This is a genomic window from Streptomyces sp. Root1310 (assembly GCF_001426425.1).
Lineage (GTDB): Bacteria > Actinomycetota > Actinomycetes > Streptomycetales > Streptomycetaceae > Streptomyces.
In genome coordinates this window covers 231,490-257,768 of sequence record NZ_LMEQ01000034.1, presented here as the reverse complement: position 1 = coordinate 257,768, position 26,279 = coordinate 231,490, and the positions used below count along the sequence as shown (strand labels likewise).

Sequence of the window (26,279 nt, the reverse complement as noted above, 5' to 3'; positions counted from 1 at the left end):
TCAGACGTTGACGCCGAAGTCGGCGGCGATCCCGGCCAACCCGGAGGCGTAACCCTGGCCCACGGCACGGAACTTCCACTCCGCGCCGTTGCGGTACAGCTCGCCGAAGACCATCGCGGTCTCGGTGGAGGCGTCCTCGCTCAGGTCGTACCGGGCGATCTCCTGGCCGCCCGCCTGGTTGACGACACGGATGAACGCGTTCCGGACCTGACCGAAGCTCTGGCCACGGCTCTCCGCGTCGTGGATGGAGACCGGGAAGACGATCTTGTCGATCTCGGCGGGTACGGCGGCGAGGTTCACCTTGACCGACTCGTCGTCGCCCTCGCCCTCACCGGTGAGGTTGTCGCCGGTGTGCTCGACCGAACCGTCCGGGCTCTTCAGGTTGTTGTAGAAGACGAAGTGCTGGTCGGACAGCACCTTGCCGGACGCGTCCAGGAGCAGGGCCGAGGCGTCGAGGTCGTAGTCGGTGCCCGTGGTCGTCCGCACGTCCCAGCCCAGGCCGACCAGGACCGCGGTCAGGCCCGGCGCCGCCTTGCTCAGGGATACGTTGCCACCCTTGGACAGGGAAACTCCCACTGTCTTCCTCCTGGTTGAGACTGGTCGAGGCCGATCGAGACCGGTCGGGACCGGCCGAGATGTCCTGCGCGGTTGCGCCCGAATCGAATCTACAGCACTGTAGAAATGATGGGGAGGTGGCGCTTGTCGGGAAGTATGACTCGTATCATCGCCGACATCTCGGAGCAGAGCCGCCGGTTCTCCACAACCGCAGCCACTACGACAGCCGCAACCCTGCCGGGCAGACGTGCGGCGGGCCTCAGGCGGCTTCCCTCCGCGCCTCCGGGCCGACCCGCAGGCGCGGAGCGGAGGGTGTCATGCGTCGGCCGGCGCGGGCTGTTCCTCGGACGGTGCGGTCGCGGCGGACCCGGAAGGCTCGGCGGCGGTGTAGAAGACGGATGAGCCCTGCTTGGAGCGCTGTGCCTGGGCCTTGGCCACGAGACCCTCGAGGGTCGTACGCACCACGGTGGTCTTGACGCCGCGTTCAGGGTGGGCCTGGCCGAGGGCGGTGGCGATCTCCGCTGCCGAGCGGGGTTCGCTCTGCTCGGTCAGATGGCGGCGGACCAGGTCCACCAGGGTCGTCTGCGCCGTCTGCGCCGTCGGCGCGACGTCGGCCTTGCCCGCACCCGGCTTCCCGGCTGACTTCCCGGCCGTCTTCCCGGCCGTCTTCCCGGTCGGCCGGGCGGGCTGGGCGGCGGTCTTCCTGCTCGGCCGGGTCCGCTTGGCCGTGCCGGACGGGGCGGCCTTCTTGCGCGGGGCGGGCACCGGGACGTTGCCGGACGGCGGTGCCGTCGTGTCGGTCGCCGGCACCGCGTCGATGGCCTGCTGGATGTTGACGAGCACCGTGTGATCCCGCTGGAGGGATGCCAACTGCTCCTGCAGGGCGGCGATCTCCGCGCCGACACGGTCCTGCTCCTTGGTGTTGCGTTCCAGGTCGGCGGTCACCTGAGCGGTGTACTGCGAGGTGAGTTCGGTGGCGGAGGCGTTCTCGGACATGAAGCGCACAACCTTTCCTCGGTGTGAGGCGGCAGTCGACGGACCTGCCGGGCCCGCCCTCCGGGCGGGTCGATACCTGCCGGGCATACAACTGCAAAGCCTTGTGCAAGCCCTGTGCACAGCACTGATGGAGAGATAGTACGGACAAGCGGAGGAGATGGTTCTCCTCATGTGTCCGTCGGGCCGGGCCCACCCGGGCACAGCGGCGATACGTGTACGCACCCGACGTCGTCGCCCCCGTCGCCCGCGTCAACCGCGTGGCGTCGGAGCCCCGTCGCGCCCGGCCGCGTCGTCGGGCGCCCCGGTGTTCCGAGGCTCATACTGCCCGGATCGAGTCCAACCGGCCCCTGGAAATGGACAATTGCTCGATGGAGCAGCGCGGACGGCACTACGCTGCCATGTCGTGCAGCAGACGCGCCTCGACACCGCTCGTATCCGGGCGGCTCGCCGGGTGATCGATCCGGTGTTCCTCGACACTCCGCTGTACCGCTGCGAGGCGCTGGAGCCCCGGCTCGGGTGCGCCGTGAGCGTCAAGCTCGAAACGGCGAACCCCGTCCGCAGCTTCAAGGCGCGCGGCACCGAGGTCGTCGCGAGTCTGCTCGCCCAGCACGGCCCCCGTGCCGCGGTGTGCGCCAGCGCGGGCAACCTCGGCCAGGCCCTCGCCTGGTCCGGCCGCTCCCGCGGTCTCGAGGTCACCGTCGTGGCATCCCGCTTCGCGTCCAAGGCCAAGCTCGATCGCATCCGCGCGTCGGAGGCCAGACTGGAGCTGGTGGACGGGGACTTCGACCTGGCCCGCGAGCGGGCGGCGGCGGTCGCGCGGTACGACGGCATCCGGCTGGTCGAGGACAGTCTGGACATCGAGACCTGCGAGGGCGCGGCGACCATCGGCCTGGAACTGGTGGACACGGTGCCCTCGTTCGACACGGTCCTGATCGCGCTCGGCGGCGGGGCGCTGGCCACCGGCGTGGGCCATGTGGTGAAGGCCTTGGCGCCCGCGGTCGAGGTGGTCTGCGTCCAGCCGCTGGGCGCACCGGCGATGACACACTCGTGGCGCCGGCGCAGCATCGTCACCACCGGCGCGACCGACACCATCGCCGACGGTGTCGCCGGCCGGCGCCCCATCCGGGCCGTCCTGGACGACCTCCTCCTGGTCGCCGACGACGCCGTCCTGGTCGAGGAGGCGTCGATCATCGCCGGTATGCGGATGCTCCTCGACCACGCCGGCCTCGTCGTCGAACCGTCGGCCGCGCTCGGTATCGCCGCGATCCTCGAAGACCGTGACCGCTTCGCCGGGCGGCACGTGGTCACCATCGTATGCGGCAGCAATGTCGACGGGGACGCCTATCGCCGCTGGATCAACACGCCTTTCCCCCAACGGACTTGACGCGTCCGCGGCCGAACGCCCGCCTTCGGGCCGCCGGCTCGGCGTGGCGTGGCAGCGCCCGGCGGGCCGGCCGTGGCCGGGCGTCAGCGCACGGTGGGAATCGCCCCGCCCTCGACACGTGACACGTCGACGCCCGGCAGACCGGTGCCCCACCGGCCCGCGATGTCCGCGAGCCGTTCCGCGTCGAGCGGTGTGTGCCCCAGCCCGATGGCGTAGCGCGCGCTCGCCGGTCCTCCGGGGGAGGTGGGCCCGGCGGGCAGGAGCTGCGGCCAGGCGTGCGCGTCCCGCACCCCCGCCTCCTGCAACGCCCTGAGCAGCGCACGCATCCGTCCGCGTACGCGCCCGTTGAGTTCGTCGAAGACGTCTTCCCGCCGGCGCGGGACCGTCACGACGGCCCAGGCCGCGTGTCGTCGGTGCAGGGGCGGTGGGCAGAGCAGCTCGGGCCAGGGATCGGTGCCGGACCCGGCCGCGGCCTCCACCGTCTCCCAGGCCCTGTAGAGCTCCTGGCTCAGCAGGTCCAGGCCGTGCGGGCCGACCTGTTCGGTGCACGAGCGCACGGGGCCGCTGGGCGTCAGCACGGTCACGGCCGCGCCCGTCCCACGACCTTCCGGGGTGAGACCGACGGGCTCGCGCCAGTCCCACGCGGCCCAGGTGCCGAAGAACCGCCGCAGCAGACCGGCGGAGTCCACGAGGTCCGGGGACCGGCGGACCGTGAGAGCCGCGAGCACCGCCCAGGCCACTCCGGGCAGGCCGCCGAACGGCGCCCCGTCCAGGCCGCGCGCCCGCGCCCACGCCTTCACCCCGCGTGCCAGCACCACGAACTGCTCCCTGCGGTGGACTCCCACCGCCGTCAGGACGGCCTCCGCGTCCGAGACCGAGCTGAGCGCGATCGCCGCGTCCTCCCCCAGTTCGGCCCGTCGGTCCGACGCCTCCCGCGCCGGTATCGACCCCGTGGCCACGACCACCAGATCCACGTCGAGCCCGCCGTGGCGCAGCCGCAGACCCGGTACCCGCGCGCCGACGACCTCGCGCATCCGTTCGGCGCCCGGCAGGGCCGCCGTGACCCGCTCCCGCACGGCCGCGAGGTCCACATCGCCGGGCAGCGCGGCGACGAGGTCCACATCGGATCCGGCGAGCGCGCAGCCCATGCGCCGCGACCCCGCGAGGTGGACGGCGCCCTCGCCGAGTGCGTCCGTCAGGCGCCGCACGACCCGCTGGGCCGCCGCGTCGTCCGTGGCGGGCCGGACGGCCGCGCCGGCGGCGGGCGCGGCCCAGTCCTCCCACCCGCGGTCGGGCCTGCCGACGGCGGGCTCGGGAAGCCACCGCAGCTCGCCGGTGCCGAGGGTGACCGTGGCCCGCGGCCGCATCGGTTCGTCGCCCCGCCGGGACAGCAGGACCAGTTCGCCGACCTTCGCGGTCATCGGGGAGAGACGGGCCGCGCAGTCGACGGCGACGGCCTGCGGGTCGCGGCTCCGGCCGAGGCTCAGGTGCGGGGTGAAGCCGTCGTGGCGCCCACGGCAGCGCGGGAAGCGCCGGGCGAACGCCTGCCACAGCTCCGCCCACGGCGTGTCGTCCTCGGCCGCGGGGTCCAGCCACACCGTGGCGCCGTCCCGGTGGCCGAAGGTGTGGACTCCCTCCAGCCGTGCCGTGAACGGCGCGACGTGCGCGGCCGCCGTGGCGAGCAGCGGGGCCGCCCGCTCGAAGTCCGACTCGGGGACGAACCCGAACAGCACGTTGACATGCGGCGGCCAGCGCCGGATCTGCACGTCGTGGTCGCGGCGCAGGTCCTGGAGCGCCGGCCACAGTTCGCGCGGAGGGACCCACGCCAGTGCCGTACGGGGTGTCGGCGCGACGTCGAGCACGTCGACGGGCGCGTCGGCACCGCAGTGCAGGTCGGCGGCGACGCCGTAGTGGTCGGAGGCGTACAGCCCCGCCGGGGTGGGCGTGTCGCCCAGCAGCGCCGCCCCTGTGACGCGCGGGCCGTCGCCGGGGCGGACGAAGACGCGGTCGAGCCGGGAGGCGCGGCCCGACAGGGACGAGACCGCGGCCAGCGGATTGACGCCGGGATCGAAGGTGGGCGTGTGATCGTGCGGCCCGTGCGTCTCGGTCCAGGCGTCGCGCATGCCGAGCGTGCGCGCCGGGCCGGGGCCGCCGTCGTTGAAGTCGCCGACCAGGACGAGGCCACCCGCCACACCGGCCAGCCCCTCGGCGAGCCGGGTCAGTTCGGCGCCGCGCCGGGCCGGCCCGTCCTCGGAGTGGTCGCTCGTCAGATGGGTGGCGGCCACCGTCAGCGGTCCGGACACGGTGTCCACGACGACGGCGGTGACGGCCTTGTGGTGCCCCAGGACATGCAGGGCGGCCTCCCGCACCGGCAGCCGGCTGAGCAGCAGGAGACCGCAGTCGTCGACGTCCTTGCCGTCGGGGTCGGCGCCGAGGGTGTAGCGGGCCCGCACCCACGCGGCGTCCAGCAGCATGGCCAGCAGCCCCGTCTCGACCTCCTGGAGGGCGATGACGTCCGCGTCGGCGCGTTCCAGCGCCTCCAGCAGCAGCGGTCGGCGCAGGGCGGTGTCGATGCGGTCGCTGTCGTAGCGGTCCCACAGGGTGTTCCAGGTCAGCACCCGTACCCGGTCGCGCCCCGCCTCTTCCCGGTCGGACGACGCGGGCAGCCACCGCCCGGCGGACGCGTCCCACGCGTGCGGCGGACGGGCCGTGAAGAAGGGCGCCCGCAGCCGCCGGGCCTCGCGCACCCGGCCGGCGCCGGACGCGTCGATGCGGTCCACGCCCGTGGCGCGGTCCCACACGACCTCGCCGTCCGCCTCCACGAACAGCACCCGGTGCCACGGGATCTCGCCGCCCGGCACGAACGTCGGCAGCGGCACCCGCTTCGGCGCCGCACCGCGCTGGTTGATGCCCAGCACGAACCGCGCGGGGTCGAAGCGGGGGTCCCAGCGCACGCGGTGGTAGATCTCCTCGCTGGTACGCATCAGACGTCCTCCCCGTCCAGTGTGCCGTCGCGGTCCTGCACGGTCCCGTTCGCGTCCACGTACCAGGTGCGGTGCGCCTGACCGGGATACGGCGGCACGAACCGGCGCAGCTGGCCCGCGAGCACGTCCGCCGGCACCGGGTGCGCGCGCGTGGCGTTGCGGCGCAGCAGCTCGTCCTCGTCGGCGAGCACCACGGCGTGCGTGACCAGTGCGTCGCGGCGACGTGCCACGGCGTGCACCAGGGACCGCTGGTGCGCGTTGAGCGACGTGGCGTCCCAGACCACCGTGCCACCGGCGCCGAGCGCTCGGTCCAGCCGCTCCAGCCCCTCACGCAGCACCTCCCCGTTGGCCCTCTGGTCGGCCCGCGCGCCGCGCGCCGCCCGCAGTCCGTCCAGTTCGACGCGCGCCGAGACGTCCTTCAGCCGCGCCGCGAAGGCGCTCTTGCCGCTGCCCGACGGCCCCACGAGGTGCACCAGCCGGGGGAAGTCCCCGCTCCGCCACCGCCATGTCGCCGCGACGGCCCCCTCCACCGTGGAGATCCGCCCCTGCGCGTACAGCTCCCGTGCCTCCGCCCAGCAGCGGTCCCCGGCGGCACCGCCGATCGCCTCCTCCGCCAGCGCCCGGCGCAGCCCGGACCGCAACGGCCCGAGCGGCGTCCCGCCGAGCAGCCCGGCCTCCTCGGCGTGCAGAGCCGACCACTGCGCCTGCTCCCGCGCCTGCCCGTCCTGCGCGACCGCCGCCGCCACGGCGTGCAGCACCCCCAGGTCGGCCGCGAACGACATCCGCACGAGCCCGGCCCGGCGCTCCGCGTCCGGGTACGGCCGGTGCACGGCGGTGTGCAGTCCCACCAGGTCGGCGACCCGCCTCGCGAGCGGCACGCCCAGAGATCCGGCGGCGCGGCTCATCAGCCACGGCCGTCGCGTGCGGTGCAGCAGCGCGGCGAGCACCCCCGCGAGCCGCGCCTCGCCGCTCCGCCCCAGCGCGTCCAGCCGCGCAGCCACCTCGGCGGCGGCGTCCGCGTCGCCGTCCGCCAGGCCCATGTGCCCGGCCAGCGCCTCCGCGTCCGGCGCCGCCCCGGACCGTACGGCCCACAGCGCGGCCGCGGGTCCGAGCCCGTTGGGGACGACCGCCGTGTGCATCCAGTGCGTCCCCGTCGTGACGTGCCCGGGCCGCACCCACTTGGCGACCCGCCCGGCGAAGTCCTCCCGCGCGAAGCCCTCGACGGTGCGCAGGACGTAGCCCTCCCGCCGCCCGGTCTCCACCCGCAGCCGCCGCAGCGCCCGCTCGTCGAACGTCCCGCGCCACACCACCGGCGGTGTCGGCACGCCCAGCCCCCGCAGGAACCGCACGGTCTCGTCCCAGCCGAGGCACCGGTCGCGCTCGTCCCACACGGAGAACCCGTAGAAATAGCTGTCCAGGGCGTCGTACGGGATCGAGTGGCGCGCGTACAGGTTCTCTCCGCACACCCGCCATCCCTCGGGTATCCGCGCCCCCACCCGCCCCTGCAGGGCCTTGACCCACGCCCGCGACGGGTGGTGCGCGGAATCCAGCGAGCGGGCATGCAGCCCGTCCGCGTACAGCGTCGTGTTCTCCCCGTCGAGCTTCTCGGTGACGACGATCTCCCGCCCGGTGAACCCGCCCAGACCACCGGCCCGCACATCGTCCGCGGAGCTGCCCGGTGACCAGGGCACATGGGGGGTTCGAGGGTAGGGGGCACGCATGGCCGCCACTATAGGAGCGCGGAAACGGCGTGCTCCAACGGAATACCGGCCGGCGGCGACGGCTCAGCGGGTGAACCGGCCGCCGCCCCCGCCCGCCCGGGGGAGTGCGGCGCCGGAGTGGCGGGCCTGCGCCGGCCCGCGCGAGCGCTCCCTCAGGTCTCCTCTCCGCCGAACACCTTCAGGATGCGCTCGGCGGCCAGCGTGGCCGTCAACTCACCGTCCCTGACCTGTTGTTCGAGGGCGGGTGCCAGGGACCGCACCGCCGGGGCCGCGTGCAGGCGGCCGAGGAGTTCGTCGCGGACCATGGACCAGGTCCAGTCGACCTGCTGCTCGCGGCGCTTGGCGGCGAGTCGGCCGGTGGAGTCGAGCAGGGTGCGGTGCTGTTCGAGGCGCTCCCAGACGGCGTCCAGGCCGGCCGCCTCGCGGGCGCTGCAACTGAGGACCGGCGGGGTCCAGGCGGCGTCCCTGCCGTGCATGAGCCGCAGGGCGCCCGCCAGTTCACGGGCCGCGGCGCGGGCGTCGCGTTCGTGCGGGCCGTCGGCCTTGTTGACGGCGATGACGTCGGCCAGTTCCAGGACGCCCTTCTTGATGCCCTGGAGCTGGTCGCCGGTGCGGGCGAGGGTGAGCAGCAGGAAGGAGTCGACCATGTTGGCGACCGCGGTCTCCGACTGGCCGACACCGACGGTCTCCACCAGGACGACGTCGTAGCCCGCGGCCTCCATCACCACGATCGACTCGCGCGTCGCCTTGGCCACCCCGCCCAGCGTGCCCGAGGTCGGAGAGGGACGGACGAAGGCCGCCGGGTCGACGGCCAGGCGTTCCATCCGCGTCTTGTCGCCGAGGATGGAGCCGCCGGTCCGGCTGGAGGACGGGTCCACGGCGAGCACCGCGACCCGGTGGCCCAGTGCGGTCAGCATGGTGCCGAACGCGTCGATGAACGTCGACTTGCCCACACCCGGCACCCCGCTGACGCCGATCCGCCGCGCCCGCCCGCTGTGCGGGAGCAGCTCGGTCAGCAGCCCCTGGGCCAGCGCGCGGTGAGCGGGCCTGGTGGACTCGACCAGCGTGATCGCACGGGCCACCAGGGCCCGCTTGCCGTCGAGTACACCCTTCACATACGTGTCGAGGTCGATGGCCATGGGGCTTACAGTTCGTGCCCGAGGCCGGCCGACAGGCGTTCGACCAGGTCGTACGCCGCGTCGGGGATCACCGTGCCGGGCGGGAAGACGGCCGCCGCGCCCATCTCCAGGAGCGTCGGCACGTCCTGGGGCGGGATCACCCCGCCGACCACGATCATGATGTCCTCGCGACCCTCCTCGGCGAGCTGCTCGCGCAGCGCCGGTACGAGGGTGAGGTGTCCGGCGGCCAGCGACGAGACGCCGACGATGTGCACGTCCGCCTCGACGGCCTGACGGGCCACTTCGCCCGGGGTCTGGAAGAGCGGGCCGACGTCGACGTCGAAGCCGAGATCGGCGAAGGCGGTGGCGATCACCTTCTGGCCGCGGTCGTGGCCGTCCTGGCCCATCTTCGCGACCAGGATGCGCGGGCGGCGGCCTTCGGCCTCCTCGAAGGCGTCCACCAGGGTGCGGGTGCGTTCCACGGACGGCGACTCCCCGGCTTCGTTGCGGTACACGCCCGAGATGGTACGGATCTGGCTCGCGTGGCGCCCGTACACCTTCTCCAGGGCGTCGGAGATCTCCCCGACGGTGGCCATCGCGCGGGCCGCGTTCACCGCCAGTTCCAGCAGGTTGCCTTCGCCGGCGGCGGCGCGGGTGAGCGCGTCCAGCGAGTCCTGGCAGGCGGTCTCGTCGCGTTCCGCGCGCAGACGCCGCAGCTTGGCGATCTGCTGGGCGCGCACCGAGGAGTTGTCGACCTTGAGGACGTCGATCTGTTCGTCGGTCTCGACGCGGTACTTGTTGACACCGATCACCGGCTGGCGTCCGGAGTCGATGCGGGCCTGGGTGCGGGCGGCCGCCTCCTCGATGCGCAGCTTGGGGATACCGGCGTCGATCGCCTTGGCCATGCCCCCGGCCGCCTCCACCTCCTGGATGTGCTGCCAGGCGCGGCGGGCGAGGTCGTACGTCAGCTTCTCGACGTACGCGCTGCCGCCCCACGGGTCGATCACCCGGGTCGTGCCGGACTCCTGCTGGATCAGCAGCTGGGTGTTGCGGGCGATGCGCGCCGAGAAGTCGGTGGGCAGCGCGAGCGCCTCGTCCAGGGCGTTGGTGTGCAGCGACTGCGTGTGGCCCTGCGTCGCGGCCATGGCCTCCACGGCCGTACGCGTCACGTTGTTGAACACGTCCTGCGCGGTCAGGGACCAGCCGGAGGTCTGTGAATGGGTACGCAGGGAAAGCGACTTGGGGTTCTGCGGGTCGAACTGCCGCACCAGCTTCGCCCACAGCAGGCGGGCCGCGCGCAGCTTGGCGATCTCCATGAAGAAGTTCATGCCGATCGCCCAGAAGAACGACAGCCGCGGCGCGAACGCGTCCACGTCCAGGCCCACTTCACGACCCGCCCGGATGTACTCCACGCCGTCCGCGAGCGTGTACGCCAGCTCCAGATCGGCCGTCGCACCCGCCTCCTGGATGTGATAGCCGGAGATCGAGATGGAGTTGTAGCGGGGCATCCGCTGCGAGGTGTAGGCGAAGATGTCGGAGATGATCCGCATCGACGGCTTCGGCGGGTAGATGTAGGTGTTGCGGACCATGAACTCTTTGAGGATGTCGTTCTGGATGGTCCCGGCCAGCTTCTCGGCCGGCACACCCTGTTCCTCGGCGGCCACGATGTAGAGCGCGAGGACCGGCAGCACGGCGCCGTTCATCGTCATCGACACGGTCATCTTGTCGAGCGGGATGCCGTCGAAGAGCTGGCGCATGTCGAGGATGGAGTCGATGGCCACGCCTGCCATGCCGACGTCGCCGGTCACGCGCGGGTGGTCGCTGTCGTAGCCGCGGTGGGTGGGCAGGTCGAAGGCGACCGACAGGCCCTTCTGGCCGGCCGCCAGGTTGCGCCGGTAGAAGGCGTTGGACTCCTCGGCGGTCGAGAAACCCGCGTACTGGCGGATCGTCCAGGGCTGGTTGACGTACATCGTCGGGTACGGGCCGCGCAGATACGGGGCGATGCCCGGGTAGGTGCCCAGGAAGTCCAGGCCCTCCAGGTCGCGGCCCGTGTACAGCGGCTTGACCGCGATGCCCTCCGGTGTCTCCCAGAGCGGCTCGTCACCGCCGGTGGCCTGCTTGACGGCCGTACGCCACTCGTCGGCGCCGCCGTCGGCGGCCGGGGTCCCCAGTTCGATCCCGGAGAAGTCGGGGATTCCCATCAGGACACTCCCATGCGGTCGAGGGCGGCGGAGAGCACGGCGACGGCGTCGCAGCCCGCGAAGACGTACGCGTCGACTCCCGGGTACTGCCCCGGGCGGCCCGCCAGGAACACGTGCGAGGCACCCGCGTCCTTGAGCTCGCGGGCCAGGGTCGCCGCCTGCTCCTCGTACAGGGCGTCGCTGGAGCAGAGGACGGCCTCGGTGGCGCCACTGTCCGCGAAGGAGCCTTCCGTGACGGGCTCGATGCCGCCGGCCCGGAACAGGTTCGCCGCGAAGCCGAGGCGGGCGGTGTGCGCGGCGGCGGGGCCGAGGGCGGCCAGATAGACCCGCGGGCGGGATCCGGTCGCCGCCAGGTGGGCGTCGGACCGGGCGCGCAGCCTCTCGTACGACTCGTCACGCCGTACCCGGGGCAGTCCGCCGGAGCGGGGCGCGGGCGCGGGCGTCCGCTCCACCGGGCGCTCGCCGAGGTCCGGGAACTCGCTGACACCGGTGACGGGCTCGCGCCGCTTGGCCAGCTTCGCGCTGCGGGCCTCCCAGGTCGCCGCCAGGTCCTGGCCGATCCGGCCCGAGCGCAGCGCGGCCGCCTGGCCGCCCGTCCGCTCGATCTCCTGGAAGAACTCCCAGCCCGCATGGGCGAGTTCGTCGGTGAGCCGCTCCACGTACCAGGAGCCGCCGGCCGGATCGACGACCCGGGACAGGTACGACTCCTCGATGAGGATCGTGGACGTGTTGCGGGCGATGCGCCGCGCGAAGGCGTCGGGCAGGCCGAGCGCGTGGTCGAAGGGCAGCACGGTCACCGCGTCGGCGCCGCCCACCCCGGCCGCCAGCGTGGCGACGGTCGTGCGGAGCATGTTCACCCAGGGGTCGCGCCGGGCCATCATCACCGGCGAGGTCACGGCGTGCTGCACCTGTCCGACCGCGGTCCCGCAGACCTCGGTGACCCGCGCCCACAGCCGGCGCGCCGCCCGCAGCTTGGCCACGGTCAGGAACTGGTCGGCGGTGGCCGCGTACCGGAACTCCAGCTGGGCGCAGGCGTGTTCCACCGGCAGGCCCGACTCGGTGAGCTCCCGCAGATACGCCACCGCGGTCGCCATCGAACAGCCCAGCTCCTGCGCGGCCGAACCCCCGGCCTCGTGATACGGCAGTGCGTCCACCGTCAACGCCCGCAGCCCCGGATAGGCCTCGGCGCACCGGCGCGCGAGACCGGCCACGGGCGCGAAGTCGTGAGCCCGGCCGGTACGGGCCTCGTGGCCCAGCGGGTCGGCACCGAGGTTGCCGCGCGCCGCCTCCCTGGCGACGCCCCGCTCCTCGTAGAGCCGCAGCAACTCCTGCGCGGCGGACTCGACGTCACTTCCGGCGTCCAGGACGACGGGCGCCAGGTCGAGATAGACGCCGTCGAGGACCCGGCCGAGCGAGGCGACCGGGATGCCGCCCTCGCCGAGGACCAGCCACAGCGACGTGACGCCGTTCTCCAGATCGGCGAGGACCGCGCCGTCGGCCGTGTGCTGCTGTCGCACGTCCCAGCCGCCGACGGAGTTCCCCTCCGCCCGGCCGCCGCGGACGAACGGCGCGAAACCGGGCAGGCCGGGGTCGGGTGCGGAGTCGTGCGCGCTGTACAGGGGCCGGAGGTGGAGCCCGTCCTCCAGCGCGGTGGACAGGGCCTCCTCGGCTGCCGCGTCCGAGACGTCCCTGCCCGACTTGCGCAGCACACCCGCCACGAGGCGTTGCCACTGCTCATGGGTCGCGTCAGGGAACTCGGCGGCCAGCGAAAGCCCGTCGTCGGGCAGGACCGTCATGCTCGGATGCTAGGCCAGACGGGCCGAGCGGCAGCAGAGGGCAGGGCTGTGACCTTGGCCGCTTGCCCCCTGTGACCTCGGCCTCTCCAGGCCGTACGGGTTCCTGCGGCAGCGCGGACACCTGGGCTTCGTACACCGTTCGCCGCCCGTTCGCACCCGCTTGCGCCGGGATCACGTCGATCCCCGGGGGCGATGGCACGACCCGAACACCGCCGTGCGTCCGCCCCACCCGGGGCGGGACGGACGCCGACGGCTGTGACTTCTCCCACCTGCTCTTGTCCCGGCGAGGAAGGCTTACCTACGTTCGGTCACATGTCCCCCCATGATCGCGCCCTTCCTGACGAGCCGGACGAATCCGGCGCGGCGGGCCGGCCCACCGCGGACCGGCCCGACGCCCACCCCTCGGCCGAGCTGACCATCGACCTGACCGCCCACGAAATGCTCCGGCGCGCCCATGTCCTGGACGCTCTCGGCCCCGAATGGGACCCGGTCACCGCGCTGCGCGACGAGGAGGCGGCGTACGCGCTGCTGTACTCCGGCCTCGACGCGGAGCAGCAGCGTATGTACGAGGAGCTGGTCGCGGCCGGCGTGCTGCCGCGCCGAGGGGGTGGCCATGCTGCCGCTTGACCCCCAGGCCGACATCGGGCGCCGGGCCTGGGTGCCCTGCCCCAACTGCGACGACCGTCGTGGCTGCGCCACCTGCGAGCAGGGCCGCTCCTGCTCCGAGCACTGGCGCTACCTGCTCTCCAACGCGGGCAGTCTGCTCCATCTCCAGTGCCGGTCGTGCACCCACATCTGGGCGCACGAGACCCATTTCGGCGCCACCCGCTCTCCGTGGGAACGCATCACCAGCGGCCTGCGGCGACGGTGATCCCCTCCGGCGGCCGACCCGGGACGCCGGGGTACCGGCACCGCCGGGTGGGGCAGGGCCGTGTGTGGGATGAGGGCCGGCGGGAGGCGCCGGACGGCGGATGCGTGCCCGCTTTCGGATGATTTGGGATGATCCGACCGCCTGTCGTCGAGGGCGGCGGGCCGCCCGGGCCGAGGATCGCGGCGGCGGCCATTTCTGCCTGCCGTTCGTCCCGCCCGGAGGCAGCCGTGCACATCCTGCTCCTAGCCAGCGCGTTCAACAGTCTCACCCAGCGTGTCCATGCCGAGCTGCGCGACCGCGGCCACCGGGTGGCGGTGGAACTCGCCCTGCCGGGAGGCTCGCTGCCGGACGCCGTACGACGGCACACACCGCAGCTCGTCGTGGCGCCGATGCTGAAGTCGGTGATCCCCGAGGAGGTCTGGGCGGCGTACCCGTGTCTCGTCGTCCACCCGGGGCCCGTGGGCGACCGTGGACCGTCCTCCCTGGACTGGGCGATCCACGAGGGGATCGACGAGTGGGGTGTCACCGTCCTCCAGGCCGACGGGGAGATGGACGCCGGTGATGTGTGGGCCTGTGTGCCCTGTCGGCTGCCCGAGGTGCCGAAGAGCGAGCTGTACCGGGGCGAGGTCGCCGACGCCGCGCTCGAGGCGGTCCTGCTGGCCGTGGAGCGCTTCGCCGGGGGAACCCATGTGCCGTTCAGACAGGACACGGCCGGCGCCGCCGACGCCCGCCTGCGCCCGCGGCCCTACCTCGACCAGAGCGTCCGGCGGATCGACTGGGCCGAGGACACGACCGCGACCGTCCTGCGCAAGCTGCGGGCGGCGGACTCGCAGCCCGGTGTGCTGGACACGCTGCTCGGCGGTGAGTGGTATCTGCACGGCGGCCACCCCGAGACCGTGTTGCGCGGCCGTCCGGGCGAACTGCTGGCGACCCGGGCCGGAGCGGTCTGCCGGGCCACCAGGGACGGCGCCGTGTGGATCCCCGAGCTGCGCCCCCGGCGGCTCCCCGGGCAGCCGCCGACCTACAAGCTGCCCGCCGTCCCGGCCCTCGGCGATCTGCTGCCGACCCTGCCCGAGGCGCCGGAGGCGACCTGGACGGACATCCGCTACCGGGAGAGCGGCGACGTCGGCTTCCTCTCGTTCTCCTTCCCCGGCGGCGCCATGAGCACCGGGCAGTGCCGCCGGCTGCTGGACGCCTACCGGGAGGCGTGCGCGCGGCCCACGTCGGTGCTGGTGCTGGGCGGCGAGCGGGACTTCTTCTCCAACGGGATCCACCTCAACGTCATCGAGGCCGCCGACGACCCCGCGGCCGAGTCCTGGGCGAACATCAACGCCATCGACGACCTGGTCGAGGCGGTCCTGACGACGACCGGCCGGCTGGTGGTCGCGGCGGTCGCCGGCAACGCCGCGGCGGGCGGGGTGATGCTCGCCCTGGCGGCGGACGAGGTGTGGTGCCGCTCGGGCGCCGTGCTGAACCCGCACTACCGCCTGATGGGCCTGTACGGCTCGGAGTACTGGACCTACACCCTGCCCCGCAGGGTGGGCCCGGCGGTGGCCCAACGCCTCGTACGGGAGGCGCTGCCGGTGAGCGCGGCGAGCGCCCAGGACCTCGGGCTCGTCGACCGGGTGGTGGACGCCGGCCCGGGAGCCTTCGCGGCGGAGGTCGGCCACCTGGCCGCGCACCTGGCCGCCCTGCCGTCGACGGGGACCCGGATCGCCGCGAAGAAGACGGAGCGGGAGCGGCGGGAGAGCGAGACCCTGCCCGCCTACCGGGAGCGGGAGCTCGCCCGGATGCGGCGGACCTTCGACGACCCGGAGGCCCCGTACCACGCGCTGCGCCGGGCGTTCGTCCACAAGGAACGCCCCGCGGGCACCCCGGCGCACCTCGCCGCTTCTCAAACCGGTCCGGGCCCGTCTGCCGCCGAATTCACCGGAACGGCCCCCCATGGCATCCCGTCGCGGCCCGTCGGCTGATACCAAGAATTCGATGAACGCGGAAAGTCCCGAAACGGGGCTTTCATTCCTCACCTCCCCAGGAGGCGGTCCCATGACTGAGGCGACGACGAAGACGGTCGGCGCTGCACCCGCCGACGAGACACCCACGATCCACATTCTCTGGATCAACGCGGGGCTGAGCTGCGACGGCGACTCGGTCGCCCTGACGGCGGCGATGCAGCCCAGCATCGAGGAGATCGTGCTCGGCGCGCTGCCGGGGCTGCCGAAGATCGCCGTCCACTGGCCGCTGATCGACTTCGAGTGCGGTCCGGTCGGCGGCGCGGACACGTTCATCGAGTGGTTCTTCAAGGGCGAGCGGGGCGAGATCGACCCGTTCGTGCTGGTCGTCGAGGGCTCCATCCCCAACGAGGCGATCAAGCCCGAGGGCTACTGGTGCGGCTTCGGCGACAACCCCGAGACCGGCCAGCCGATCACCACCAGCGAGTGGATCGACCGGCTCGCCCCCAAGGCGCTGGCGGTCGTCGCCATCGGCACCTGCGCCACCTACGGCGGTATCCACGCCATGGCGGGCAACCCGACCGGCGCCATGGGCCTGCCGGACTATCTCGGCTGGGACTGGAAGTCCCAGGCCGGCATCCCCATCGTGTGCGTCCCCGGCTGTCCGATCCAGCCCGACAACTTCTCCGAGACGCTCACGTACCTGCTCTACCAGGCGACCGGCGCCGCCCCGATGATCCCGCTGGACGACAAGCTGCGCCCCACCTGGCTGTTCGGGGCCACCGTCCACGAGGGCTGCGACCGGGCGGGCTACTACGAGCAGGGTGAGTTCGCCCTGTCGTACGACTCGCCGAAGTGCCTGGTCAAGCTGGGCTGCTGGGGTCCGGTGGTCAAGTGCAACGTGCCCAAGCGCGGGTGGATGAACGGCATCGGCGGCTGTCCGAACGTCGGCGGCATCTGCATCGCCTGCACCATGCCCGGGTTCCCCGACAAGTTCATGCCGTTCATGGACGAGCCGCCCGGAGCCAAGCTCTCCAGCACGGCCAGCGGCGCCTACGGAGCCGTCGTCCGCAAGCTGCGCTCGATCACGGCGAGGACGGTGGACCAGGAGCCCAAGTGGCGCCGCACCGGAGAGAAGATCACCACCGGCTACCGGCCTCCCTGGTGACGCCCCACCACGAGTGACCCGCTTCTGCTTCGCGCACCCCCCACCCGAACCCCGCGCAACGAAGGGCACGGCAAAGACGATGGCAAGGACGAAGGCGGCCGGAGACGGCAGCGGCCTGGTGGAGATGGCCTGGGACCCGATCACCCGGATCGTGGGCTCCCTCGGCATCCACACGAAGATCGACTTCAAGCAGAAGCGGGTCGCGGAGTGCTACAGCACCTCGTCGGTCTTCCGCGGCTACAGCGTCTTCATGCGCGGCAAGGACCCCCGCGACGCGCACTTCATCACCAGCCGCATCTGCGGGATCTGCGGCGACAACCACGCCACCTGCTCGGTGTACGCGCAGAACATGGCGTACGGCGTGAAGCCCCCGCACCTCGGTGAGTGGATCATCAACCTCGGCGAGTCCGCGGAGTACATGTTCGACCACAACATCTTCCAGGAGAACCTGGTGGGGGTCGACTACTGCGAGAAGATGGTCAAGGAGACCAACCCGGGCGTCCTCGAACTCGCCGAACGCACCGAGGCCCCGCACGCGGCCGAGCACGGCTACCGCACCATCGCCGACATCATGCGCTCGCTGAACCCCCTCGAAGGGGAGTTCTACCGCGAAGCCCTCCAGGTCAGCCGGTACACGCGCGAGATGTTCTGCCTGATGGAGGGCCGCCATGTGCACCCCTCCACGCTCTACCCGGGCGGTGTCGGCACCATCGCCTCCGTGCAGCTCTTCACGGACTACCTCAGCCGCCTGATGCGCTACGTCGAGTTCATGAAGCGGGTCGTGCCGCTGCACGACGACCTCTTCGACTTCTTCTACGAGGCGCTGCCGGGCTACGAGGAAGTGGGCCGCCGCCGGGTGCTGCTCGGCTGCTGGGGCGCGCTCAACGACCCCGAGTACTGCGACTTCACCTACGCCAACATGTCCGACTGGGGCCGGCGGATGTTCGTCACGCCCGGTGTCGTCGTGGACGGCAAGCTCGTCACCAACGACCTCACCGACATCAACCTCGGCATCCGCATCCTGCTGGGCAGCTCCTACTACGAGGACTGGCAGGGCCAGGAGCAGTTCGTCACCCACGACCCGCTCGGCAACCCGGTGGACCCGCGCCACCCGTGGAACCAGCACACCATCCCCGCCCCGCAGAAGCGGGACTTCGACGACAAGTACAGCTGGGTCATGTCCCCGCGCTGGTTCGACGGCAAGGACCACCTCGCCCTGGACACCGGCGGCGGCCCCATCGCCCGCCTGTGGTCCACGGCGCTCTCCGGGCTCGTCGACATCGGGTACGTCAAGGCCACCGGGCACAGCGTGGTCATCAACCTGCCGCGCACCATGACCAAGCCGGAGACCAGCTTCGAGTGGAAGATCCCGAAGTGGTCCAACGCGCTGGAGCGCAACCGCGCGCGCACCTACTTCCAGGCGTACGCCGCCGCCGTCGCCCTGCACTGCGCGGAGAAGGGCCTTGAGGAGGTCCGTGCCGGACGCACCCAGACCTGGGAGAAGTTCGAGGTCCCGGACGAGGGTCTCGGCGTCGGCTTCACCGAGGCGGTCCGCGGCGTCCTCTCCCACCACATGGTGATCCGCGACGGCAAGATCGCCAACTACCACCCGTACCCGCCCACCCCGTGGAACGCCAGCACCAGGGACACCTTCGGCACCCCCGGCCCGTACGAGGACGCCGTGCAGAACACCCCCATCTTCGAGGAGAACACCCCGGAGAACTTCAAGGGCATCGACATCATGCGCGCCGTCCGCAGCTTCGACCCCTGTCTGCCCTGCGGTGTCCACATGTACGTCGGTGGCGGCAAGACGGTGAAGTCCATGCACGTGCCCACCGGCCTGAGCGGACTGGGCGGATGAGCGCGCCCACGGCGGCGCGGCCCGTCGACGCGGAACAGACCGGCCGCCGGGTCGAGGAAGTGCTGGACCGGCTGGCCGCGAGCGGCGACCCGGCCGCCGCCGAGGCGGCCGAGGAACTCGTCCGCTCCCTCATGGACTTCTACGGCTCCGGTCTGGCCCGCGTCCTGCAGCTGCTGTCCGCCGCCCCGGGCGGCGACCCGCTGGTGGGTCTGCTCGGCGACGAACTCGTCGCGAGCCTTCTCGTCCTGCACGACCTGCACCCCGAGGACCGCGACACCCGCATCGCCCGGGCCCTCGACAGCGTCCGGGAACACGCCCTGGACTTCGTGGACTTCGACGAGGAGAGCGGCGCCCTGACGCTGCGGGCCCGGGAGGCCGGCGGCTGCGGGTGTGGGTCCGGCGACAGCGCCCGGGAGGCCGCGCGCGCCGCCCTCGCCTGCTTCGCGCCGGAGGTCGGCTCGGTCGACGTACAGACCGCGCCGCCGGGGCCCACGCTCCTCCAGATCGGCACGGCACCGACGGGCGCCCGATGACGGCGTCCCCGGCGACGCGCACACCCGGCCTGCGCAGGTTCCTCACCGAGCGACCTCCGCGGCCCGAACGGTGCGAACTGTGCGCCGTGCCGGTCGAGGCGGACCACCGCCATCTGGTCGACACCGAGAAACGCGCCCTCGTCTGCGCCTGTGCCGCCTGCGCCCTGCTGATGCAGCAGCAGGGCGCCGCCGCGGGCCGCTTCCGCACGGTCCCGGCCCGCTACCTCACCGACCCCGGACATCGTCTCGACGAGAGCGCGTGGGAGGCGTTGCAGATCCCGGTCGGCGTCGCCTTCCTCTTCCGCAACGCGGCGCTCGACCGGCTGGTCGCCCTCTACCCGAGCCCGGCCGGAGCCACCGAGAGCGAACTCGAACCGGCCACCTGGACGGCGGTCCTGGGCGGCAGCCGCCTCGCCGCACTGCTCGAACCCGACGTGGAGGCACTGCTGCTGCGCCGCACCGAAGGCCGCTTCGAGTGCCACCTCGTACCGATCGACATCTGCTACGAACTGGTAGGCCGTATGCGCCTGTTGTGGCAGGGCTTCGACGGCGGGGCCGAGGCCCGGGCGGCACTGGACGCGTTCTTCGCGGACGTCGCGCGACGCGCCCGGCCGGTGGACGAGGAGCCGCGGCCATGACGGAGTTCTCCTTCGCCTGCACCGGCGTCCGCGCCGACCGCTACGCCGCCGGACCCACCCTCGTCTTCCGGCTGCGCGTCACCGCCGCCGACGCGGCGCGGGTGCACGCCCTCGCGCTGCGCTGCCAGATCCGCATCGAACCCGCCCGCCGCGGCTACGAGTCCGCCGAGGCCGACGGGCTGGCCGATCTCTTCGGCGAGCGCTCCCGCTGGGGCAGCACCCTCCAGCCGGTGCAGTTCGCGCAGATCTCGCACATGGTCCCCGGCTTCACCGGAGAGACCGAGACCGACCTCGTCGTCCCGTGCACCTACGACATGGACATCGCGGCGACCCGCTACCTGGACGCCCTCACCACCGGCGAGGTCCCGCTGCTGATGCTGTTCTCCGGAACGGCGTTCACCGGCGAAGGCGGTTTCCGGGTCGAGCCGGTGCCGTGGGACCGGGAGGCGGCCTTCCGGATGCCGGTCGCGACCTGGCGGGAGATGGTCGAGCAGCACTTCCCCGGATGCGGCTGGCTCCGGCTGCCGCGCGACACCATGGCCGCCCTCCTCGCCTACCGGTCCCGGCACGCGCTGCCCTCCTGGGACGCCACCCTCAAGGCCCTGCTCGACGACAGCGGCGACGCGGACCCGCCCCGGCGCGACCCGCTGCGCGCGCTCACCGGCACCACCGGAAGGACGGATCCGTGACCGTGACCGCGTTCGCCTCCGAGACGGAGGAGCGGTTCGCCCTCGCCCGGCAGGTGGCCGACGCCGTCCTCTTCGAGGGCTATGTGCTCTACCCGTACCGTGCCTCGGCGGCCAAGAACCGGCTGCGCTGGCAGTTCGGGGTGCTGGTGCCGCCCGGCTGGGGCGCCGAGTGCGAGGAGCACGACTTCCAGCACACCGAATGCCTGATGGAACCGAAGGCGGGCGCGACCCTCTCCGTCGAGGTGCGCTTCCTGCACGCCCGACGGCGCACCGTGCAGCGGGCACGTCCGGACGGCGGCTTCGAGACGGTCGCCGAACTCCGCCTCGACGACCGGGTGCTGGTGCCCTGGGACGAGGGCGGCGAGGAGCGGGTCGAGGTGGTCGCCCCGGTGGACGAACTCCTCGGCGACGGCGTCACCCATCCCTTCCGGCGCCCCGCCCGCGAGGACGTCGAGCCCGTCCTCGACGCGGACGGCCGCACCGTCGGCCGGCTCCTGCGGCGGTGCGAGGAGATCAGCGGGACGATCCGGCTGTCCGCCCGCGAGCTCGACGGCCCCTACCGGGCCCTGCGGCTGACCGCCGTCGTCGAGAACACCAGTGACTGGACACCGTCCGAGGCCCGCGACGCCGGCCGGGACGCGGCACTGCCGCACTCCCTGGTGGCCACCCACCTCCTCATGGCCCTCAGCGCCGGCTCGTTCCTGTCGATGACCGATCCCCCCGAGTGGGCGAAGGGCGCGGTCGCCGCCTGCCGCAACCTGCACACCTGGCCCGTGCTCGCCGGCGAGGCGGGCACGGCCGACCTCGTGCTGTCCTCCCCGATCATCCTGGAGGACCATCCGGCCATCGCGCCGGAGAGCCCCGGCGCGCTCTACGACGCCACCGAGATCGACGAGATCCTCGCGCTGCGCACCGCGGCTCTCACCGACGAGGAGAAACGCGAGGCCCGCGGCACCGACGAGCGGGCGGCCGCCGTGATCGAGCTGGCGGACTCGATGCCGGCCGAGGTCCGGGAGCGGCTGCACGGGGCGGTGCGCAGTCTGCGCGAGGCGACCGGCCCGCCCCCCGTCGCCGCGGACGGCGGCTTTCCCGACGAGTACGGGGTGCAGCGCCCGGACACCCCCTGGTGGGACCCCGCGAGCGAGGCGGGCTTCGACCCGACGCAGGACCAGGTGCTCGTGGACGGCCGCCCGGTGGCCAAGGGCAGCCGCGTCGAGCTGCGCCCCGGCCTGCGGCGCACCGACGCGCAGGACATCTTCCTGCGCGGGCGCACCGCGACGGTCGAGGCGGTGCTGCACGACGTCGACGGCGGCGTGCACCTGGCGGTCACGGTCGACGGTGACCCGGGCGCCGACATCCGCCGCGAGCAGGGCCGGTTCCTGTACTTCCAGCCCGACGAGGTCACCGTGGCGGAGGACGACGCATGAACCTTCCCGCGCCGGCAGCTCCGCGGACGCTCGTGGCGGGCATCGGCAACATCTTCCTCACGGACGACGGTTTCGGCGTGGAGACCGCCCGCCGGCTCGCCGAGCGCGAGCTGCCCGGACACGTCGAGGTCGTGGACATCGGAGTGCGCGGGGTGCATCTCGCCTACCAGCTCCTGGACGGCTACGACACCCTCGTCCTGGTGGACGCCACCGCGCGCGGCGAAGCCCCCGGCACGCTGTACGTGATCGAACACGACGCCGGTGGCGCGGACCCGCCGCCCGGCACGCCCGCCCTGGACGGCCACCGGATGACCCCCGACACCGTCCTGGCGCTGCTGGGCACCCTGTGCGCCGGGACCGGCGGCGAGCCGCCGCGGCGCGTCCTGGTCGTCGGTTGCGAACCGGCCACGGTGGACGAGGGGATCGGCCTCAGCCCGCCGGTGTCCGACGCCGTACCGGAGGCCGTCCGGCTGATCGAAGAGCTGCTGGGGAACGGGAAGCCGGGAGAGTCCGCGCCGCGGGCCACGGCCGACGGGATCTCGACATGAGGAGAGACGGGATGAAGAAGATGATCATCGGCGGAGCGGCCTTCGCGGCCCTGGTCGCCATCGGCGCCGAGGTCTTTCCCGACGTGCGGCGCTACCTGCGCATCCGACGTATGTGAACCACGGCCGCCGCCGGTGCGCCGCGCGGTTGCGTCGAACGGCGTACCCGGCGGCCGGTGACGGCGTGCCGGGCCGCGCGGCCCGGTGCGCGCGCCTCTAATGAAGGCCGACCGCAGGCAGGCCGCGACAAGGACGGAGACCCATGCACGAGATGTCCGTCGCGCTGGCCGTCGTCGACCAGGTGGCCGAGGCCGCCGAGCGGGCCGGCGATGTCACGGCGGTGCGATCGGTACGGCTCCAGGTCGGCGAACTGGCCGGCGTCGTACCCGACTCGCTCGCCTTCTGCTTCGAACTGGTCTGCGCCGGAACCCTTCTGGAAGGCGCCGAACTGGTCACCGAGGCCGTGCCGGGGCTGGCCCGCTGCACACCGTGCGCCCACGAGTGGGCCGTCGGCATGCCGCCCCGCCTGACCTGCCCCGTCTGCGACGGGACGACCACCGATCTGCTCGCGGGCCGGGAACTGCGGATCGCCGCCGTGCAGTGGGAGACCGGCGACCCCACGCCCACCCGTGAACCGATCTCCGAGGAGTGCTGAACCATGTGCCGTGTCGTCGACCTGCGCCAGGCCGTGCTCGCGAAGAACGACGCGAGCGCCCACACGCTGCGCACCCGCCTCGCGGCGCACGGCACCACGGTCGTCAACCTGCTGTCCAGTCCGGGCAGCGGCAAGACCGCCCTGCTGGAGAGCGAACTGCTGCGGGCACGCGAGCGGGCCGTGCCGGTCGCGGCGCTGACCGCCGATCTCGCCACCGAGAACGACGCGATCCGGCTGGCACGGTCGGGGGCCCCGGTCAAGCAGGTCCTCACCGACGGACTGTGCCATCTGGAGGCGGGGATGCTCGCCGGGCACCTGGACGGGTGGCTACCCGACGGCACCCGGCTGCTGTTCGTGGAGAACGTCGGCAATCTGGTCTGCCCCGCCGGCTACGACCTGGGGGAGACCCTGCGGGTCGTCCTCGCCTCGGTGACGGAGGGCGAGGACAAGCCGCTCAAGTACCCCACCGCGTTCGGCCTCGCCCACCTGGTCGTCGTCACCAAGATCGACCTCGCGGAGGCCGTGGAGTTCGACGAGATCGCCTTCCGCGCGAACGTGCAGCAGGTCAACCCGGGCGTCGAGGTGGTCCTGACCTCGGCGCGCCGCGGGAAGGGCGTGGGCGCGCTGCTCGACCGGGCGCTGGCCGCCGCGGAGGGCGCGCCCCCGCACACACCGGTGATGGCCGGCCGACCCCACCCCGGTCACGGCCACGCGCACCCCCATCCCCACCCGCACACCCACGCCGACGAGGCCGACGGCGACCTCGCCCCCACCCCCGCATGAGCGCTCCGCCTCCGCCGGGCGTCACCGCGGACGAACCGCCGCTGCGCCGCCGGGTCACCGTGCGGGGAGTGGTGCAGGGCGTGGGTTTCCGGCCCTACCTGTACGGCCTCGCCACCGAACTCGCCCTGGCCGGACACGTGACCAACACGCCGGAGGGCGTCGTCGTGGAGGTCGAGGGCGCCGCCTCGGCCGTGGCCCGGTTCTGCGACCGGATCGCCGTCCAGGCGCCCCCGCTGGCCCGCGTCGAGTCCGTCCGCCACCGCGAGATGGCGCCCGTGGGCGGCACCGCGTTCACCATCCTCACCTCCCGGACGGGCGGACCGGCCCGCACCCTGGTCTCCCCGGACTGCGCCACCTGCGCCGACTGCCTCGCCGAGCTGGCCGACCCGGCGGACCGGCGCTACCGCCACCCCTTCGTCAACTGCACGCACTGCGGCCCGCGTTTCACGATCGTCACCGGCGTGCCGTACGACCGGGCCCACACCACCATGTCGGGCTTCGCCATGTGCCCCGACTGCGCCCGGGAGTACGCCGATCCGGCCGACCGCCGCTTCCACGCGCAGCCGGTCGCCTGCCCGGCCTGCGGACCGCGGCTGCGGCTGTTCGACCCGTCGTCCGACGACCTCCCGGGGACGGACCCGGTCACCGAGGCGCGCGCCCTGCTGTCGGGCGGCGCGATCCTCGCCGTCAAGGGACTCGGCGGCTATCACCTGGCCTGTGACGCCACGAACGAGGAGGCCGTCGCCCGGCTGCGCCGTCGCAAGGCGCGGGGGGACAAGCCGTTCGCCGTCATGGCCCGGCGCACGGCGGACGTCGAGCACCTCGTCCGGGCGGCCCCCGAGGAGCGGGAGCTGCTGGAGGGCGGTGCCCGGCCCGTCGTGCTGCTGCGCCGGCGCCCGGACCCGGTGTACGCGGACGGTGCCCCGCGGCCCGCCGGGTCCGTCGCGCCCGGCAGCCCCGACCTCGGCGTGATGCTGCCGTACACCCCCCTGCACCATCTCCTGCTCGGCCTGCCCGGCGACCCGGAGGGTCCCCGACTGCTCGTCATGACCAGCGGCAACGTGTCCGGCGAACCGATCGTCACCGACGACACCGAGGCGCTGGAGCGGCTCGCCCCGCTGGCCGACGCATGGCTCACCCACGACCGGCCGATCCACGTCCCCTGCGACGACTCGGTGGTCCGCGTCTGCGACGGGGAGCCGCTGGTGATCCGCCGCTCCCGCGGCTACGCCCCGCTGCCGGTCGCCCTCCCGCTGCCCGTCCGCCCCGCCCTCGCCGTCGGCGGCGACCTGAAGAACGCCTTCTGCCTGGGGGCGGGCCGGCGCGCCTGGCTGTCCGCGCACATCGGCGACATGGACGACCTCGCCACCCAGCGCGCCTTCAAGGGCGCGGTGGCGCAACTGGAGTCCATCACCGGCGTACGGCCCGCCATCCTGGTGGCCGACCGGCATCCCGGCTACCGCTCCGCCCGGTGGGCCGACCGCCACGCGGCGGCACGGCCCGTCGTACGCGTCCAGCACCATCACGCGCACGTGGCCGCCGCGATGGCCGAGCACGGGCTGGACGGCACCCGGCCGGTGATCGGCGTCGCCTTCGACGGCACGGGCCACGGCGACGACGGTGCCGTCTGGGGCGGCGAGTTCCTGCTCGCGGACTACGACGGCTTCAGCCGGTTCGGGCACCTCGCGTACGTGCCGCTGCCCGGTGGCGACGCCACGGTGCGCAGGCCGTACCGCATGGCGCTGGCCCATCTGAGGGCGGCCGGCATCGACCGGTCGGACGACCTCGCCTGCACGGCCGTCTGCCCTCCCGACGAACTACGCCTGCTGGAGACACAGTTGGAGCGCGGCCTGCACTGTGTCCCCACCTCCAGCATGGGGCGGCTCTTCGACGCCGTGTCCTCCCTGGCCGGGGTGTGTCACCGCACCGGATACGAGGCACAGGCCGCCGTGGAACTGGAGGGGGCGGCGCTCGGCGCGCCCCCCGACGACCGGGCCGCCTACGCCTTCGACCTGTGCGCGCCCGGGCACGCGCGCGAGGGCGACGCGGTACGGGCCGACCCGGCGCCCGTCCTCGCCGCGATCGTCGCCGACCTGCGGGCGGGCGTCGAACCCGCGCTGGTCGCGGCCCGTTTCCACCGGGCGGTGACCGGCCTGGTGCACCGGATCTGCGTGCGGGCCCGAGAGCGGCACGGCCTGGACACGGTCGCCCTGACGGGAGGCGTGTTCGCCAACACGCTGCTGTCCTCGGCCTGCGCCGCAGTCCTGCGCGAGGACGGCTTCACGGTCCTGCGGCACCGGCTGGTGCCGCCGGGCGACGGCGGTCTGGCACTGGGCCAGCTGATGGTGGCCGCCCGGACGACTCCCACCGACTGACCAACGCGTGATCCACAGCGAGGAGAG

The 26,279-nt window shown here is 73.2% G+C and carries 21 protein-coding genes; 14 read left to right on the top strand and 7 right to left on the bottom strand.

Annotation, left to right across the window (positions count from 1 at the left end):
* Positions 1-576, bottom strand: coding sequence for a TerD family protein (locus ASD48_RS39435; protein ID WP_057606714.1), 576 nt, complete (start codon positions 574-576; stop codon positions 1-3).
* Between the two features lie 294 nt (positions 577-870).
* The gene (locus ASD48_RS39430; RefSeq protein WP_057606802.1) at positions 871-1,551 is read right to left on the bottom strand and encodes a hypothetical protein; all 681 of its coding nucleotides are present in this window, start codon (positions 1,549-1,551) and stop codon (positions 871-873) included.
* A gap of 403 nt (positions 1,552-1,954) precedes the next feature.
* Here ASD48_RS39430 and ASD48_RS39425 point away from each other — a divergent pair, with 403 nt between their 5' ends.
* Positions 1,955-2,935 (top strand): pyridoxal-phosphate dependent enzyme, encoded by a 981-nt coding sequence (locus tag ASD48_RS39425; protein ID WP_057606713.1) that lies wholly within the window; start codon positions 1,955-1,957, stop codon positions 2,933-2,935.
* Positions 2,936-3,018: 83 nt separating this feature from the next.
* On the opposite strand, the gene ASD48_RS39420 is transcribed toward ASD48_RS39425, so the two are convergent.
* The 5 genes from ASD48_RS39420 to ASD48_RS39400 all read right to left on the bottom strand — a co-directional run bounded on the left by ASD48_RS39420 (position 3,019) and on the right by ASD48_RS39400 (position 12,755).
* Complete coding sequence (locus ASD48_RS39420; protein WP_057606712.1) at positions 3,019-5,919, bottom strand: poly(A) polymerase; 2,901 nt, start codon at positions 5,917-5,919, stop codon at positions 3,019-3,021.
* Positions 5,919-7,640 (bottom strand): RNA ligase family protein, encoded by a 1,722-nt coding sequence (locus ASD48_RS39415; RefSeq protein WP_057606711.1) that lies wholly within the window; start codon positions 7,638-7,640, stop codon positions 5,919-5,921. The genes ASD48_RS39420 and ASD48_RS39415 overlap by 1 nt, the downstream gene beginning before the upstream one ends.
* Before the next feature lie 152 nt (positions 7,641-7,792).
* Positions 7,793-8,779 carry a methylmalonyl Co-A mutase-associated GTPase MeaB gene (gene meaB, locus ASD48_RS39410; protein ID WP_057606710.1) on the bottom strand — a complete coding sequence of 329 codons (987 nt, stop codon included), beginning with the start codon at positions 8,777-8,779 and terminating at the stop codon, positions 7,793-7,795.
* 5 nt (positions 8,780-8,784) lie between these two features.
* Positions 8,785-10,959, bottom strand: coding sequence for a methylmalonyl-CoA mutase (gene scpA / locus ASD48_RS39405; RefSeq protein WP_057606709.1), 2,175 nt, complete (start codon positions 10,957-10,959; stop codon positions 8,785-8,787).
* Positions 10,959-12,755, bottom strand: coding sequence for a methylmalonyl-CoA mutase family protein (locus tag ASD48_RS39400; protein ID WP_057606708.1), 1,797 nt, complete (start codon positions 12,753-12,755; stop codon positions 10,959-10,961). The genes scpA and ASD48_RS39400 overlap by 1 nt, the downstream gene beginning before the upstream one ends.
* A 312-nt stretch (positions 12,756-13,067) precedes the next feature.
* Between ASD48_RS39400 and ASD48_RS39395 the strand changes: the two genes are divergently transcribed.
* From ASD48_RS39395 to hypF, 13 genes are all read left to right on the top strand, one after another.
* Positions 13,068-13,382, top strand: a complete 315-nt coding sequence (locus tag ASD48_RS39395; protein WP_057606707.1) for a DUF6400 family protein — start codon at positions 13,068-13,070, stop codon at positions 13,380-13,382.
* The gene (locus ASD48_RS39390; protein ID WP_057606801.1) at positions 13,369-13,626 is read left to right on the top strand and encodes a hypothetical protein; all 258 of its coding nucleotides are present in this window, start codon (positions 13,369-13,371) and stop codon (positions 13,624-13,626) included. Before ASD48_RS39395 ends, ASD48_RS39390 begins: the two co-directional genes overlap by 14 nt.
* Positions 13,627-13,853: 227 nt before the next feature.
* Positions 13,854-15,599: an enoyl-CoA hydratase-related protein gene (locus ASD48_RS39385; RefSeq protein WP_057606706.1), complete on the top strand. Its 1,746-nt coding sequence runs from the start codon at positions 13,854-13,856 to the stop codon at positions 15,597-15,599.
* Positions 15,600-15,672: 73 nt separating this feature from the next.
* On the top strand, positions 15,673-16,746 hold the full coding sequence (locus ASD48_RS39380) for a hydrogenase expression protein HypE (protein WP_057606705.1): 1,074 nt from the start codon (positions 15,673-15,675) through the stop codon (positions 16,744-16,746).
* A gap of 79 nt (positions 16,747-16,825) precedes the next feature.
* A complete protein-coding gene (locus ASD48_RS39375) occupies positions 16,826-18,607 on the top strand; it encodes a nickel-dependent hydrogenase large subunit (RefSeq protein ID WP_057606704.1) in 1,782 nt (593 codons plus the stop codon).
* Positions 18,604-19,140 carry a hypothetical protein gene (locus tag ASD48_RS39370; RefSeq protein ID WP_057606703.1) on the top strand — a complete coding sequence of 179 codons (537 nt, stop codon included), beginning with the start codon at positions 18,604-18,606 and terminating at the stop codon, positions 19,138-19,140. Before ASD48_RS39375 ends, ASD48_RS39370 begins: the two co-directional genes overlap by 4 nt.
* Positions 19,137-19,778, top strand: a complete 642-nt coding sequence (locus tag ASD48_RS39365; protein ID WP_057606702.1) for a DUF5947 family protein — start codon at positions 19,137-19,139, stop codon at positions 19,776-19,778. Before ASD48_RS39370 ends, ASD48_RS39365 begins: the two co-directional genes overlap by 4 nt.
* Positions 19,775-20,467: a DUF6084 family protein gene (locus ASD48_RS39360; RefSeq protein ID WP_057606701.1), complete on the top strand. Its 693-nt coding sequence runs from the start codon at positions 19,775-19,777 to the stop codon at positions 20,465-20,467. Before ASD48_RS39365 ends, ASD48_RS39360 begins: the two co-directional genes overlap by 4 nt.
* Complete coding sequence (locus ASD48_RS39355) at positions 20,464-21,894, top strand: hypothetical protein (RefSeq protein WP_057606700.1); 1,431 nt, start codon at positions 20,464-20,466, stop codon at positions 21,892-21,894. The genes ASD48_RS39360 and ASD48_RS39355 overlap by 4 nt, the downstream gene beginning before the upstream one ends.
* Positions 21,891-22,442, top strand: coding sequence for a hydrogenase maturation protease (locus tag ASD48_RS39350; protein WP_057606699.1), 552 nt, complete (start codon positions 21,891-21,893; stop codon positions 22,440-22,442). Before ASD48_RS39355 ends, ASD48_RS39350 begins: the two co-directional genes overlap by 4 nt.
* A 259-nt stretch (positions 22,443-22,701) precedes the next feature.
* A complete protein-coding gene (gene hypA, locus ASD48_RS39345; protein ID WP_057606698.1) occupies positions 22,702-23,094 on the top strand; it encodes a hydrogenase maturation nickel metallochaperone HypA in 393 nt (130 codons plus the stop codon).
* A gap of 3 nt (positions 23,095-23,097) precedes the next feature.
* Entirely contained in the window at positions 23,098-23,877 is a 780-nt protein-coding gene (hypB, locus tag ASD48_RS39340; protein ID WP_057606697.1) for a hydrogenase nickel incorporation protein HypB, read from the top strand.
* On the top strand, positions 23,874-26,252 hold the full coding sequence (hypF, locus tag ASD48_RS39335) for a carbamoyltransferase HypF (protein WP_057606696.1): 2,379 nt from the start codon (positions 23,874-23,876) through the stop codon (positions 26,250-26,252). The genes hypB and hypF overlap by 4 nt, the downstream gene beginning before the upstream one ends.
* The last annotated feature ends 27 nt before the right edge of the window (positions 26,253-26,279 follow it).